Annotated in this window: 15 protein-coding genes; 7 read left to right on the top strand and 8 right to left on the bottom strand. The window is 62.6% G+C overall.

What is annotated here, in order from left to right; translation table 11 throughout:
* The first annotated feature begins 212 nt into the window (after positions 1–212).
* Both Q9Q94_RS04225 and Q9Q94_RS04220 read left to right on the top strand, forming a co-directional pair.
* On the top strand, positions 213–1,262 hold the full coding sequence (locus tag Q9Q94_RS04225; RefSeq protein ID WP_305978768.1) for a hypothetical protein: 1,050 nt from the start codon (positions 213–215) through the stop codon (positions 1,260–1,262).
* 65 nt (positions 1,263–1,327) lie between these two features.
* The gene (locus tag Q9Q94_RS04220; RefSeq protein ID WP_305978767.1) at positions 1,328–2,389 is read left to right on the top strand and encodes an SMP-30/gluconolactonase/LRE family protein; all 1,062 of its coding nucleotides are present in this window, start codon (positions 1,328–1,330) and stop codon (positions 2,387–2,389) included.
* A gap of 49 nt (positions 2,390–2,438) precedes the next feature.
* Here the strand turns inward: Q9Q94_RS04220 and Q9Q94_RS04215 are convergent, their stop codons facing one another.
* The 4 genes from Q9Q94_RS04215 to Q9Q94_RS04200 form a co-directional block, all read right to left on the bottom strand.
* A complete protein-coding gene (locus tag Q9Q94_RS04215; protein WP_305978766.1) occupies positions 2,439–2,711 on the bottom strand; it encodes a hypothetical protein in 273 nt (90 codons plus the stop codon).
* A gap of 199 nt (positions 2,712–2,910) precedes the next feature.
* Entirely contained in the window at positions 2,911–3,408 is a 498-nt protein-coding gene (locus tag Q9Q94_RS04210; protein ID WP_305978765.1) for a nuclear transport factor 2 family protein, read from the bottom strand.
* 18 nt (positions 3,409–3,426) lie between these two features.
* Positions 3,427–4,302, bottom strand: coding sequence for an alpha/beta hydrolase (locus Q9Q94_RS04205; RefSeq protein ID WP_305978764.1), 876 nt, complete (start codon positions 4,300–4,302; stop codon positions 3,427–3,429).
* A 36-nt stretch (positions 4,303–4,338) separates the two neighbouring features.
* Positions 4,339–5,019, bottom strand: a complete 681-nt coding sequence (locus Q9Q94_RS04200) for a GFA family protein (RefSeq protein ID WP_305978763.1) — start codon at positions 5,017–5,019, stop codon at positions 4,339–4,341.
* 1 nt (position 5,020) lies between these two features.
* Here Q9Q94_RS04200 and Q9Q94_RS04195 point away from each other — a divergent pair, with 1 nt between their 5' ends.
* Positions 5,021–5,908: an AraC family transcriptional regulator gene (locus tag Q9Q94_RS04195; RefSeq protein WP_305978762.1), complete on the top strand. Its 888-nt coding sequence runs from the start codon at positions 5,021–5,023 to the stop codon at positions 5,906–5,908.
* A 67-nt stretch (positions 5,909–5,975) separates the two neighbouring features.
* Here the strand turns inward: Q9Q94_RS04195 and Q9Q94_RS04190 are convergent, their stop codons facing one another.
* Complete coding sequence (locus Q9Q94_RS04190) at positions 5,976–6,881, bottom strand: LysR family transcriptional regulator (RefSeq protein WP_305978761.1); 906 nt, start codon at positions 6,879–6,881, stop codon at positions 5,976–5,978.
* A gap of 127 nt (positions 6,882–7,008) precedes the next feature.
* Between Q9Q94_RS04190 and Q9Q94_RS04185 the strand changes: the two genes are divergently transcribed.
* Both Q9Q94_RS04185 and Q9Q94_RS04180 read left to right on the top strand, forming a co-directional pair.
* The gene (locus Q9Q94_RS04185) at positions 7,009–8,031 is read left to right on the top strand and encodes a zinc-binding alcohol dehydrogenase family protein (RefSeq protein WP_305978760.1); all 1,023 of its coding nucleotides are present in this window, start codon (positions 7,009–7,011) and stop codon (positions 8,029–8,031) included.
* Between the two features lie 89 nt (positions 8,032–8,120).
* Positions 8,121–9,707, top strand: a complete 1,587-nt coding sequence (locus Q9Q94_RS04180) for a YdiU family protein (protein WP_305978759.1) — start codon at positions 8,121–8,123, stop codon at positions 9,705–9,707.
* Between the two features lie 115 nt (positions 9,708–9,822).
* On the opposite strand, the gene yciA is transcribed toward Q9Q94_RS04180, so the two are convergent.
* On the bottom strand, positions 9,823–10,278 hold the full coding sequence (yciA, locus tag Q9Q94_RS04175; RefSeq protein WP_305978758.1) for an acyl-CoA thioester hydrolase YciA: 456 nt from the start codon (positions 10,276–10,278) through the stop codon (positions 9,823–9,825).
* A 146-nt stretch (positions 10,279–10,424) separates the two neighbouring features.
* On the opposite strand from yciA, the gene Q9Q94_RS04170 reads away from it, so the two are divergent.
* A complete protein-coding gene (locus tag Q9Q94_RS04170) occupies positions 10,425–11,414 on the top strand; it encodes a succinylglutamate desuccinylase/aspartoacylase family protein (protein ID WP_305978757.1) in 990 nt (329 codons plus the stop codon).
* 69 nt (positions 11,415–11,483) lie between these two features.
* On the opposite strand, the gene Q9Q94_RS04165 is transcribed toward Q9Q94_RS04170, so the two are convergent.
* Entirely contained in the window at positions 11,484–11,744 is a 261-nt protein-coding gene (locus tag Q9Q94_RS04165) for a TIGR02647 family protein (protein ID WP_305978756.1), read from the bottom strand.
* Between the two features lie 268 nt (positions 11,745–12,012).
* Complete coding sequence (locus tag Q9Q94_RS04160; protein ID WP_305979481.1) at positions 12,013–13,623, bottom strand: GDSL-type esterase/lipase family protein; 1,611 nt, start codon at positions 13,621–13,623, stop codon at positions 12,013–12,015.
* Between Q9Q94_RS04160 and Q9Q94_RS04155 the strand changes: the two genes are divergently transcribed.
* Positions 13,622–13,903: a hypothetical protein gene (locus tag Q9Q94_RS04155; RefSeq protein WP_305978755.1), complete on the top strand. Its 282-nt coding sequence runs from the start codon at positions 13,622–13,624 to the stop codon at positions 13,901–13,903. The genes Q9Q94_RS04160 and Q9Q94_RS04155 overlap by 2 nt on opposite strands.
* The last annotated feature ends 186 nt before the right edge of the window (positions 13,904–14,089 follow it).

Below are 14,089 nucleotides of genomic sequence, written 5' to 3'. Positions count from 1 at the left end.
GCAGCACATCATATTGTTGTCGTTGCCAATCCGGATGACCGGAGGCGCAGCCCCGTGCGCTTCCAGCGGCTCAAGCATAAAAAAATCAGCCGGCGTTTTATGTACATCCCCGGAGGATTGTGGAAGCGAGTCGATCCGGTCCTTTGAGATAGTCCGTCCCGTGCGACGCAAGGGCAACGCACACCTTGATCAGCAATTCAGGACTATCAGAAATGCATCCAGCAAAATGGGCCGCATTGATCGCGCTCGCGTCATGCAACATGCTCGCGCCGGCAAACGCTGCCGGCTTTCTCGACAAGATGGGAGATGCCTTGCGCTCGGGCGCGCAGGGCGCACTGCGGCAAGCCGCGCCGGACAGCGCAGATGCTGTTGCAAAGGGGGCGGGGGCGGATGGCGCTGCAGATGCCAACGTTGCCCAGCTGCCCGGGGCCGAGCTGGTCATTTCCAGTGTCAGACCCAAGTCGCTGGCCGACGCCCGGGCACATCGCATCAGCAGTGCACGTGACGGTGATCCGGTCTACCTCTACCTCAAGCTGCCCAGACCGGTCGAAAGCTACGTCTTTACCTGGAATCTGACGGGAACGAGCGAATACGCCAATCGCAAGGCAATCGGTATCCAGATTGTGCCGCCGGATCAGCCGGACGAGCTTGCCGCCGTCATTTACAACAACTTCCTGCCGACGGATGCCGAACTCAAGGCAAGCGAAATCGTCATCGAAATGGCTCCCGGCGAGTTGCGACCGCTCTCAGTGGATGGCTGGCTCCGTCTGGTGGGCGGTGGCCGTGCAGGCACCTGGCCGCAGGAGTTCCGCATCTATACGCGGGACATGAATGCCTTCACCACGACCATTCTGGCGCGCGCCCCGCTGACGGCGAATGTTGAAGGCGGGGTGACGAAGTACAAGGCCCAGCTTGATGCCTTCAAGGCGCGTCAGGCGGCCGGCGATCCATCCTTCAACACCATTCCCACGCGTGGCGCGATCGTCGATGTGGCCGCCGAAAAAAAGGCGGCCGAGTCCGCCACCAAAGCCTCCGGTACTCGGTTCGACAAATTTTTCCTCACTGGCGATGTGTGGTGGGAGAACCGCACTGCGCTGGGGCAACTGGAGAAGCACTACACCTCGGCACTTGGGCTCTACAAGACCAGTGGCAAGTGCATGGCGGCCATCGTCAATGTCAATCGCTGGGCCAACCAGTCGATCACCAGCGAGATCACCAAAACCTTCGAAATCAGCTGCGACAAGCTGGCTGCAGCACGCTGATCCAGGCCCGCATCTGGCGGGCGAACTTACCCCTTCACATCAGGTATCAAAGCAAGGAGAAACAGATGTACGCACGACGTATCACAACATGGCTGACCGCTCTGCTCATGGCCGGGGGGCTTGCTGCCTGCGGTGGCGGCTCGGACGGCGATTCAGGCTCGGGTTCATCGTCGGGCTCTGGCGGCACAAGCAGTTCCAGCAGTTCAAGCAGTTCGTCGGGCGGCCTCGCTGCCGGTCCCGCTTACACCGTTGCAACCCATTACAACTGGGGCGGTAGTTATTTCCCCATGGGGCTTGCGCGTGATGCGTCCGGCAACTTCTACGTCGCGATGGGGGCGATGGGGCAGGGGCCCGGAATTGACAAACTCCCGGTGAGCGGTGGTTCGAACGCGCTGGTCGCAGCAGGCGTTCTCAAAGGCCCGACCAGCGTTGCATTGGAACCGCTCTCAGGACGCCTCACCGTGGTTGACGAGACCGGGCGGTCCATCTGGAGTGTGTCCACCACCGGCAGCACGATGCTTCTGGCAGGCGACGGAAACAGTGGCACGTCGGATGGCGTCGGGACGGCGGCGCGTTTTGTTGCACCCCGCGGTCTCGTCTACGATTCCAAGGGGAATGCTTTCATTACGGACGCGGGTGCCCGTACCATCCGCAAGCTGGACACCAGCACCACGACCAGTACCTTTGCGGGTTCGGGCGCGGAGGGCAGCACGGATGGTACAGGTAAGGCGGCGAGCTTCAATGTTCCCTCCGGGATTACGGTCGATGCGCAGGACAACCTGTATGTGGCGGACTACAAAAACAATGCCGTCCGCAAGATCACACCGGCCGGAGTGGTAACGACCTATGCCTCTGGTATCGATCGACCGCTTGCGCTGACGATGGCGCCGGATGGTCGGTTGTTTGTCACTTCCGGTGGACGGGTCGTGATGGTCCCGGCCGGAGGCGGATCCGCTTCCATCATCGCGGGGAGTGCGACGACCGGAGCCCTCGTCAACGGCGCGGGCCAGGCAGCCAGATTTGGTGCGGACAGCTTAGGCATCTACTTCGACGCTACGACTGGTAAAGTTTATGTGGCCGATTCGTACAACGCCGCGCTGCGGGTTCTGACTCCTCCTGCTTCCTGACGACTCCCGGCACGTCATGGACGTGCTACGAGTGTTCTTGCAGCCCGGCTCATGGCCGGGCTGCTTTTTTTATGGCCTGCTCCTGTTTCAATTCCGCCCCCGTCATGCGGGCAATCGTCAGCGTGGTGAGATTACGATCAGTGGTGGTCCTGCGACGTACGCTGGTCTGGAGAAGGCTCGCGATTGGTGCGTCGTTCGTGTGCAGATAGGCACGCGCGAAGGCGTCACGCCAGATCATGTGGGGGTAAGTGAGATTCTCGCTGGTGCGCTGCAAGGACGCCCAGGGCGCAGCAGGGTACAGAATCAGCCATTCAAGTTGCACGAGTTGAGTCGCGTGCCTGCGATGGCCCTTTGACTGGAAGCATCGACAAGGGATTTTCAGCGGTGCCGTGGCGCGGATGCTTCCACACGGGAGGCATCCTTGGCAGGGTCAGGCGGGTGATGAGCTGCATTGCAGCAGCGAAATGTTCAGCGCTTGCGTGCCAGCTATGCGTCGGACAGGCCAGGTGCCTGGCAGGCAGTCAGGCCTTGCCGATCTGCGTACGGGGTTTGCGGCGCAATACGGCTTCGACGGCCAGGGCCAATACATCCCGGGAGCCTGATTCGCCGGTCAGATGAAACCGGAGGGTTTCGATCTTCCACGCACCATCGATTTTGTGAAACACGAATTCGTAGCAGCCCTGTACTTGCCACCATTGATCGGCGATGAAGTGATCGGCACAGACGGCAGCCTCGACCGTGGCCAGCACACCGCGGATGTCGGCCGATGGAATGTTGATGGCATGGCACGTCAGGTCAAATCCGGGCAACAGGCTTGCCCATTGGGCCATCAACTCAGTCGAAGACAGGGTACTGGCAGGCTGTCCGGTGAGACTGCTGTAGTCCAGCGTTATGCGCGGAGCAAATAATGCGGCCAGACGGTCAAAGGCACCATCGTCTGCAAAAGCGCCAAAATCCCGGACGGTCTTGTGCAGGATGGCGCGGTCCTTTTCTGCGCCCAGATCGGATATTGAAGACATGTTCAGATTCTCCGTGGTTCAGGATGTGCGCCTGTGCGCATCAAGATGTGCGACGACCATTCGTGTTGCTTCGGCGACTACGTCGGGGCGGTCATAGAAGTCGAACTGACTGACGTCCTCCAGCCAGGCGACTTGCGCAAACCGGGGCAATCGGGAGACGAAGCGCGTCACTCCATGCGGGATGGCGGCGGCTTTTGAATGCACGATGCAGCTTGGTATGGTGATCCCCTCTGCGGCGGCAATTCCGTCGAATGACAGCCATGGCGCCCAGGAGCGCACATCGAACAGATTGTCGTATTGCTGGATCAGGCCCCGGCCCGGTTCCGTGTAGTACGGCACCTGGTACATCAGGGCTCCGGGATTGCTTGCACTGGCGGCTTCGATCACGACGCCATCAGAAGCTTCCGCATTGCGTGCGGCGCTCATCAGGGCTTCGACACCCGCCTCGCCGCCATACGTTTCCAGAACAATGCCGCGATCGTGGAGCCAGGGTGCAATCAGGCACAAGGCATGCGGGACATCGCTCTGGGCTGCCACGTGGGTCATGTAGCCGGCCGATGCGCAGATGCCAAGAAGCGCGATGTTGTCTGTATCAATGTCCGCACGCGCTTTCATGAATCCAAGTGCGGCATGAATATCGGCAATCTTTCGCTGTGGGTCCTCGAGATAGCGCGGTTCGCCGCTGGAAGCCCCCCAGCCGCGAAAATCAAAGCACAGTGCGGCGTATCCCAGGCTCGCCAGGGCCTGCGCATACGTGGCTGGCATCTGCTCCTTGACGCTGGTCCAGGAGCCTGCCACCACGGCTGCAGGCCAGGGCCCCGCGCGTTCAGGCTGATACAGCAGACCACTGAGTACGGCCCCGTTGCTTTCAAAATAGACGTGCTGCGGTTTCATGGAGATATCCCGAGGCGGACAAATCGACGCCGGACCTCAATCCGGGCGACAGGCAGATTGCGGAGGCATTCCGTCAAACTTCATCGCGCCATCCGGAATGTGATCCCAGGGTGCTGCCTGGCTGACGAACAGATCAGCACTGGGCACGTAGGCAGAGGGGTCATCCAGCGTGCCGGCACGTATGGAAATCAGCCCGGGCATGACTTCCACCTTGGCAAACAGCGGCGACCCGCAGTTCGGGCAGAAACCCCGGTCCACCTTGAATCCGCTGCCACCGATGCTCTGGAAATAGCGGACTTCTCCATGTATTGAAAGCGCCTCGACCGGTACAAAGAGTGTCGGTGCGTATGCGCTCCCCGACGATCGTTGGCAGTCACGGCAATGACAATTGCCGGTGATAACCGGCGTTGCGTTGCATGTGTACTTCACCCCGCCGCAAAGGCAGGACCCGGTCATGGTGGTCATTGGTTTTTTCTCCGCTGGGTTGTCGACACGAGCAGGGTGGTTTTCGGGATCACCGCCGGTAAACCGGGATGTTCTCGTCCGCCGGTATTGCGCTTGGCACTCTGCTTCATTGAAGCAGTCGCTTTCGGGAAGCGCGCCAGGAAAACTATGCCAAAGGATGGGTGAATGACGCTTCCAGAATACGCCGGTGGCGTACATAATTGTCTGACTGCCTCTCTGACAACAGGCAGGATGCATGACGAGGTAGCGCAAGATGAAATTCCGTCCCGGGGGAAAGTTCGAGTTTGATATCGGACCGATGCCCACGTTTGTCAAACCCCACCACCGCACGCAGATCCTGGGGGCAGACCATTTCATGGTGGGGCGCTGGTGCATGGGCAGCAATCCGGAAGGCCACAGCCATCCCGGCCTGAATCACCACCTGATCGCAGTGTGTCTCGCCGAGCGTGGTGCCCGTTTCGAGCTGGAAACGGATCGCCGTTACACCGGACAATTACGGTTCGGTGACATGAGCGTACTGCCCGCCCACGTACCCAGCCGGAATCGCTGGTCCGGCCCGAGCAATACCTTGTCACTGCATTTGCCCGTGACGCTGTGGGAAGAGGTCGCAGACGCGCACCGCATTCAGCCGGGCCTGTTGCATCCCGGCCTGCCGGGTTCGGATGCGGCTATCAGTCGGCTGAGTGTCATGCTGGCCGAGGAACTGGAACGCCCCTATCGCAACCTGATGTACTGCGAATCCCTGGCGCTGGGCGCATTCGCAAAAATGGCCGAGCGCATCGGTGGCCATGCCATCACGCGCTGCGACGCGTTGGCGGACTGGCGGCTCCGTCGGGTTGCCGAGTACATCGAGGCGAATCTTGAGGGGTCGCTCAACATTGCCGATCTGGCCAGAGTGGCGGATCTTTCACGCTCGCATTTCATGCAGGCCTTCCGCGATGCCTTCAAGCAGACTCCGCATCAGTACGTGCTTATCCGCCGGATTGAGAGCGCCAAGCGTCGCCTGCGTATGGATCGGGAAAGCGTGACCGACATTGCCAACAGCCTGGGCTTCTCATCCCATGCGCACTTCTCCGGCGTCTTCCGGCGCCTGACAGGCGTCAGTCCCACCCTGTATCGACTGGGAGAGGACTCCGATTGACGTATGTGCGGCTGCACAGGCACGCCGCAATGTGGATTGTCGGGAGAGTTTCTCCACGCAATGATTCTCATGCAGACGGCATTAGTGCCTCGCAGCGGGTGCGAATGAAATCGCGCAGCAGACCTATCGCCGGGGTGAGCAGGCGACGGTCGGGGCAGATGAGGTAGAGCGGGGCGGGCTCGCCTTCCCAGTCCTGACACAGTGGCAGCAGGCGGCCGGTGGCGAGGTCGCCAGCAATATCCAGCCGCGATTTGCAGGCGATGCCTTGCGCAGCAAGGGCCCAGCGCCGCACCACATCACCATCATTGGCGACCTGGCTGGCCGTCACGCGTACGCTGAGGCGTTCGGTTCCGCGGCGAAAACGCCAGCGGTCGCGCACATCTTCGCCGCTCATGAAACACAGGCAGTCGTGACCCTTCAGCTCGGTGGGGGAGGCCGGTGCGCCCCGGCGCGCGAGGTAGGCCGGAGCTGCACACAGCACGCGGCGATTGTCCGGCGCCAGCGGCTGGGCGATGAGATTGGATTCGCCGGGTTCGCCGTAACGCAGCGCGATGTCCACCGGCTGGCGATAGAGGTCAGCATTGCGGTCGGAGAGTTGCAGGCGGAAGCGGATCTGGGGATGCAATACGCGGAATTCGTCCAGCCAGCCCAGCAGGGCGTTGCGTCCCAGATCCGAGGGGGCGGCGATCTGCAGCGTGCCCTTGATCTGCTGGCGCTCAGCGGAGAGCGCGGCCTGCCCCTCGCGCAGTGCATCGAGTGCCACGCGACAGTAGGCGAGGAAGCGCTCGCCTTCGCTGGTCAGTCGCAGACTCCGCGTGGAACGCACGAAGAGTGGCGCCTGCAGTTCGGCCTCCAGGCGTTTCAAGGCCGCACTGGCGGCGGCGGGGGTGAGATCGAGTGTCCGGGCGGTGGCCGAGAGGCTGCCGGATTCCACGGTGCGGACGAAAATGTCGAGATCTAGCAGCGCCTTCATTTTCAAAATCCATTTGAAGATGGATTCCATTCTGCGCCGGTTTTTCTGTAATGAGAAAGGGCGGATGATGTGTCCATGCCGCCCCGGCCTTGCCGGTGGCCTCACCTCAGAAAAGAAAGGAATTCCCATGAAAGCCATTGGCTACACCAGCGCCCAGTTCGGCCTGCCTGTCGCAAACGACGCGGTCTTGCTTGAACTCGACTTGCCGGACCCGGTGGCAACAGGCCGCGACCTGTTGGTTGAAGTGCAGGCCATCGCCGTGAATCCGGTCGACACCAAGGTGCGCAAGAGCGCCAATCTGCCGGCGGGTGAGAGCAAGGTGCTCGGCTGGGATGCGGTGGGCATTGTGCGGGCGGTGGGGCCGGAGGTCACGCTGTTCCGCCCCGGTGAGCGGGTGTGGTACGCGGGCTCGATTGCGCGTGCCGGCGCCAACAGCCAGTTGCATCTCGTTGACGAGCGTATCGTCGGCCACGCCCCGGCCTCGCTAGGCAATGCCGAAGCGGCCGCGCTGCCGCTGACTGCGCTGACGGCCTGGGAGCTGCTGTTCGACCGGCTGGGTGTGGCACCCGGCCAGGGCCTCGGCCAATCCATCCTGATCGTCGGTGCGGCGGGCGGGGTGGGCTCCATTCTCGTCCAGCTGGCGCGGCGCCTGACCCGCCTGACGGTGATCGGCACGGCCTCGCGGCCCGAAACGCAGGCCTGGGTGCGCGAGCTGGGCGCGCATCATGTGATCGACCATACGCAGCCGCTCTCCAGCGAACTCAAGCGCCTCGGCCTGGCGCCGGTGGAGTACGTGGCCAGCCTCACCCAGACCGATCAGCATATTGCCGAGATCGTCGAGAGCCTCGCGCCGCAGGGGCGCCTGGGGCTGATTGATGATCCGGCGGCGTTCGACATCAAGCTGCTCAAGCGCAAGGCCATTTCGCTGCACTGGGAGCTGATGTTCACGCGAGCCATCTACCAGACGCCGGACATGATTGCGCAGCATCGCATCCTTGAGGACGTGGCCGCGCTGGTGGATGCCGGCGTGATCCGCACCACGCTGGGCGAGCATTTTGGTGCGATCAACGCGGCCAACCTGCGCCGCGCGCATGCGCTGCTGGAGTCCGGCAAGGCGCGTGGCAAGATCGTGCTGGAAGGCTGGGCTTGAGGGGGTGAGAGAGGCCCTGTCGGTGGCAGGGCTGAAATTTTCTGCTGAAGCCGTAGACTGGATGTTCTCCCCCAGCCGTCTGCCGCATCATGTCCCTGCCTGCCGATCTTGCCGCCCTGCGTTTCGACGCACGTTTCATCCGCAGCCTGCCTGCGGATGCGCTGGATACGCCGCAGCCGCGCCAGGTGCAGGGCGCCGTGTATTCCTTCTGCGCACCGACGCCGGTGGCTGCACCGCGCCTGCTCCACTGGTCGGCCGACTGTGCAGCGCTGCTCGGGCTGGGCACCGCGCCGCTGGATGCACAGGCCGCCGCCGAGGTCTTCGCCGGCAATCGCCTGCTGCCCGGCAGCCAGCCCTATGCCACCTGCTATGGCGGTCACCAGTTCGGCAACTGGGCCGGCCAGCTGGGTGACGGCCGCGCCACGATGCTTGGCACGGCCATCGGAGCTGATGACATCCGGCTGGAAGTGCAACTGAAGGGCGCCGGGCTGACTCCCTATTCGCGCCACGCGGATGGCCGCGCGGTGCTGCGCTCCTCGATCCGCGAATACCTGTGCAGCGAGGCCATGCACCGTCTGGGCGTGCCGACCACGCGCGCGCTGTGTCTGGTGGCAACGGGCGAGCCGGTGCTGCGTGACATGTTCTACGACGGCCACCCTCAGCACGAGCCGGGCGCCATCGTTACCCGCGTGGCGCCGAGCTTCCTGCGCTTCGGCCACTTCGAAATTTTCGCTGCGCGCGGTGAACTGGCGCTGCTGCGGCAATTGCTCGATGACACGATCCGCACGCATTTCCCGGCGCTGGGAGCGCCTTCGCCGGAGGTGTACGTCGCCTGGTTCGGCGAAGTCTGCCGGCGCACGGCGCTGATGGTGGCGCACTGGCTGCGCGTGGGTTTCGTGCATGGTGTGATGAATACCGACAATCTCTCGGTGCTGGGCCTCAGCATCGACTACGGCCCCTATGGCTGGCTGGACAATTTCGATCCCGGCTTCACGCCGAACACCACGGATCGCGGCGGCCGCTACGCCTACGCGCAACAGGCGCGCATCGCCGGCTGGAACCTGAGCTGCCTGGCCAATGCGCTGATGCCGCTGGTGCAGGATCAGGCGGCGCTGGAAGCCTGCCTGGAGGCGTATGCCGATCACTTCGAAGCCTGCTATCTGGCGATGCTGCGCGACAAGCTCGGGCTGCTGCAGGAGGGTGATGCCGAAGCGGACTTCAAGCTGGTCAGCGAGCTTTTTGCGTGCTTTGCGGCGGTCGACACCGACATGACGATTTTCTATCGCGCGCTGGCGCGCATCCACCCGGATACCGCGCCAGAGGCTGCGCTGGCCGAGCTGGCGCCGGCGTTCTACGCGCCACCTGGCGCCGGCGTGCTGGCACAGTTCGCCGGCTGGCTGATGGTCTGGCAGGCGCGCATCGCCGCATCGCCAGAACCGGCAGCGGCCCACGCGGCACGCATGAACGCGGCCAATCCGTGGATCATTCCGCGCAACTGGCTGGCGCAGGATGCGATCAAGGCCGCGGAGGCGGGCGACCTGAGCGTGCTGGAGCGGCTCATGCAGGCGATCCGCGATCCTTACACGGAGCAGGCCGGCTGCGCCGATCTGGCTGGCCGCCGGCCGGACTGGGCGCGCAACGCGCCGGGCTGCTCGGCTTTGTCGTGCAGCTCGTGAGCGGAGCAGGCTGAAGAGCCGCTTATGGCGGACTTCTTCAGGGCATTGCTGCGCAGGCTCGTCAATGAACGCTCCGCAGGCAGGGGGTCTGCGAACGCCCGCCAGATGCGCCTCTTCAGGCAGAGCCGGCGGAGGCGGCGATCTGCGCCAGAGCGGCGTCCAGTTCGCTGTTGTTGTCGCGTGGAATCGGGCGCGGGCGCTTGGTGGCATCCACGGCCACATAGCTGAAGGTGGCTTCGGTGACGCAGTAGCGCTCGCCGATGGGCTCGGAGGTGACCTTCTTGACCCACACTTCAACCTTGATCTTGATCGAGGTGCGCCCGACATGCACGCATTCGCCATAGCAGCACACCACGTCGCCCACGGCCACCGGCAGGTGAAAGCTCATGGCGTCGACGGCGACGGTCACCACCCGGCCGCGTGACAGCTCCTTGGCCATGATCGCGCCACCCAGGTCCATCTGCGCCATCAGCCAGCCGCCGAAGATGTCGCCACTCGGGTTGGTGTCGGCCGGCATGGCCAGTGTGCGCAGCTGCAGGGTGCCGCGCGGATTGCGGACAGAGTCAGTCATGGGGTATTTCCTGTTTTGCTGTTGGGGGTATCCGGATTATGCACTTTGGCCCAAATACCGGGGCACATGAAGCTGATAGCCCCGTCGGGCAGCGCTTCCTGCGACAATACGCGCCCGCTGAATCGATCTTCATCCGGAGCCCTGCCATGACTTACCCCGTCCACACCCAGCCTTCCACCACCGCACTGCGCGTGCACAGCTTTGCCGGTCTGGAGCCCGGACCGAAGCTGCTGGTACTGGGCGCGGTGCATGGCAACGAAGTGTGCGGCTCGCGTGCCATCGAAAAGATCATTGCCGAATTCGACTCCGGTGCACTGAGCCTGAAGTGCGGGCAGCTCACCTTCGTGCCGATCACCAATCCGCTGGCGTATCACCTGAAGCAGCGCATGGGCGACCGCAACCTGAACCGCAACCTGCGCCCGACGACCGAGCCGGTTGACTACGAAGACCGCATTGCCAACGCCCTGTGCCCGCTGCTCGAAGCGCACGACGCGCTGCTTGACCTGCACTCCTTCCACACCGGCGGCGAGCCCTTCGCCATGCTTGGCCCGCAGAACAACACGGGCACGCTGGAACCCTTCAGCCACGCCGAGCAGGAGCAGGCACTGGCCGTGCGCCTGGGCGTGCGCCGCATCGTCGAAGGCTGGCTCGACACGTATGCACGCGGGGTGGCAAAGCGTCTGGCCTACGGTGACGCCAGCCTGCGTGCGCAGATGCTGTCCACCGACCCGAGCTACGGCGTCGGCACCACCGAATACATGCGTGCCCACGGTGGCTATTCGATCACCCTGGAATGTGGTCAGCACGAAGATCCGGCTGCGCCGGAAGTGGCCTACCGTGCCATCCACAACACCCTGGCCTTGCTCGGTCTGATCGACGCGCCGGTGCCGGCGCCACATCCCGCCCCCGAGCTGCTGCGTCTCGCGGAAGTGATCGACCGCCTGCACCCGGATGACCGGTTTGCCCGCGAGTGGAAGAGTTTCGACCCGGTGCAGGCCGGCGAGCTGATTGGTACCCGCCACGACGGCACACCGGTCACCGCGCCCGGCAATGGGTTCATCGTCTTCCCGAATCCGAAATCGCTGGCCGGCAACGAGTGGTTCTATTTCGCCCTGCCAAGCCCGCGCAAGCTCTGAACGGGCGCGTCAACGAAAAACGCCGCAGGCCTTTACGGGCCTGCGGCGTTTTGTCTGGCGGAGCCGGGTTCACGCGGCCTGGGTGGCGCGTGCTGGCGGAGTGACCAGGATGCCGAGCAGCATCTGAGATTGTTCGGCCGCATCGCGACCCAGCGGGGTGAGGTAGCCGCCATCGGCGAGACTGATCAGGCCCTTGGCGTGCAGGCGCTGAGCGGCGGCGATCACGGCCGGGGATGCGTCGTGGTGGATCTTGATGCCTTGTTGGCTGGTGGCCAGATCAAAACGCTGCAGGATGTTGAGTTCTTCAAGCAGTTCGGGCGTATAGGGCATTGTGATCTCCTCGTTATCGGTGTGCCTCGGGGCACTGGCTGCATCTTAGCCTTCCGCCCGCTTCTGGTGCAGGGCTATCCGGTTTTGTTTACAGAAATTTGAGGCGTATCACAGGTAATGCGGATAGTGCATCGGCTGAAGAGTCGCAAGGAGAGCGGCTTGTCAGCGTGTCCTGCTGCGCAGGCCCGGCTGGCGCGGGTTGGCAGGCAGGGCCCATGAAAAAGGCCGGGGCGTGTGCCCCGGCCTTGCGATACTGCAACCCGGAAGATTACTGGGCGACCTTGCCGGATACCTTGACGTTATACAGGGCTAGTGACTTGCCTGTTGTTCCTGCCGTATTCCAGGGGTAGATGCGCAGATAGAGCGTCTTGCCGGCGGGTACGACAATGGTCACGCCAAACTCGTTTTTGACCATGGTGTCTTTGCTGAAAGACAGCGCAGCTGCGGTATTGAGTTTCGTCGAAGCGGAGAAGTCTGCATTCGTTGAGTACTCCATGTCTGCCTGGACTGTCGAGCCGCCACTGGTCGTCAGATACGCCGAGATCGTGTCGACATTGAAGGTGCCTGACGAGGGCGCTACCGCGAACTGCAGGTACTCGGTAGCCACGCGTGCCGCCGATACGGCTGTATAGCGGGCAACCGTCGTGTCCTGACCGTCGACAGCGAGAACCTTGGCGGTGGTCGCTGTCAGCCCGGAGACCGTGACATCTGAAGCTGTCACCAAACCATCGGTGACCGGCGTTAGCACCGTGCCGGCAGTGAACCACGAGGCGTACGAATCTACGCCTGCACCTGCCGCCACACCGGAGCCACTGACCGCGATCGTGTTGCTCATGGCTACACCACCCAGCGCAAAGCTGATCACGCCGCTGTAATCCTGCACCGCCGCAGGCGTGAACTTCACGTACAGCGTGCTGGTGAAGGCACTGTTGGTGTACGGAATGCTGACACTGGAGGCCCAGGTCGTATTGTCAAGCGAGAGCTGGAATTCACTGCTGGGCGCGGTGACCGTGACCGTGCTTGCCGCGGGGGTCAGATCGAATGCCGACAGCGTGACAGACTTGGTCGAGGGCACGGAGACATAGCGTGTGCTCCAGGCCAGCGTGTTCGGGCTGGCAATCAGCGAGGAGACCGGGACCATGTAATCGCTCAGGATGCTCAGGCCCTTCATGCCTTCTACGGCGCGCTTGGCGATCAGGTTGGCAAACAGTACTTGTGGGTGAGTGCTGTCCGCTGCGATGTAGAGATTTGCTGTCGCGGCTGCGTCGCCATAACTTTCGACGATTGTCTTGGTCTCGGCGGTGAGATCAACGAAAGGCACGCTGTACTGGGTTGCCACGGCCTTCATGGCGGCCACATAGTCGCCACGGGCATAGGTTTCACCAGTCTTGATGCCGACGTTATGCTGACCTTCGCCGGTGATCGTAGTGCCGCTGAAATACTTGCGTACGATCGGTGACATCAGGATCGGCTTGCCCCCTTTGGCCTTGATTTCGGAGACGTATTTCTTGAGGAACTGATAGTAGGAGTGTTCGGACTTGTCGACCGTGGTGTCGATCGCGTCAGTCGCTCCGGAACAGGTCTCTCCGTTGCCTGAGCCATCGCTGCAGAAGGCATACGTGCCGTACACCGCGTAATCCGCACCGTATTTCTGATCATTGTGAGCGAACTGGATGATCACATAGTCGCCGTTGTTGATCTGCGGCAGGATCGCCGGCCAGCGTGTGGCCTCGTAATAGAAGCTGCGCGAGCTGCGGCCACCGAGTGCCCAGTTCTTGACGGTCACGCTGGAGTTGAAAAATTGTGGCATAGCCTCGCCCCAGCCCATCTGCGGGCGACGGTCGAGGGTATAAGGGGTCATTGTCGAGTCACCCAGCATGTGGATGGTCACGGCTGTCGTTGCGCCCCCACTGGAAGAACTGCTGGAACTGCTTGAACTGGAGCTCGAGCTTGAACTGCTGGAGCCGGAGCTGCTGGAGCTTGAACTGGAGCTGCTCGAACTCGTGCTGCCGCTACCGCTATCGCCCGAGCCGCCGCCTCCACCGCCACAGGCTGCCAATAGCACCGACAGCAAGGCTGCCGCAGCTATGGATGAAAATTTCCTCATGTCTTCCTCCTTGGTTATTACTTGTCCGCGCGAGAAGCGCGGTGACCGGTAACACGCTAGGGGAAACCCTCGTTTTATGCTTGATCGGAATTGCGGTTTATTGGGTGGGTGTGACTTTTTCGTGTTTTAAAACGCTTTCCGCTGCCTGAAGAGCCGCATCTGGCGGACTTCTCCCGCCAGCCCCTCTGGAGAGGCAGGCCAGGAGAGGCTGTGCAAGGCTCTCGACTGGGACTAATTG

The organism is Uliginosibacterium sp. 31-16, assembly GCF_030730865.1.
Lineage (GTDB): Bacteria > Pseudomonadota > Gammaproteobacteria > Burkholderiales > Rhodocyclaceae > Uliginosibacterium.
Note: the sequence above shows the minus strand (reverse complement) of the source record. Positions and strands in the feature narration are given on the sequence as shown.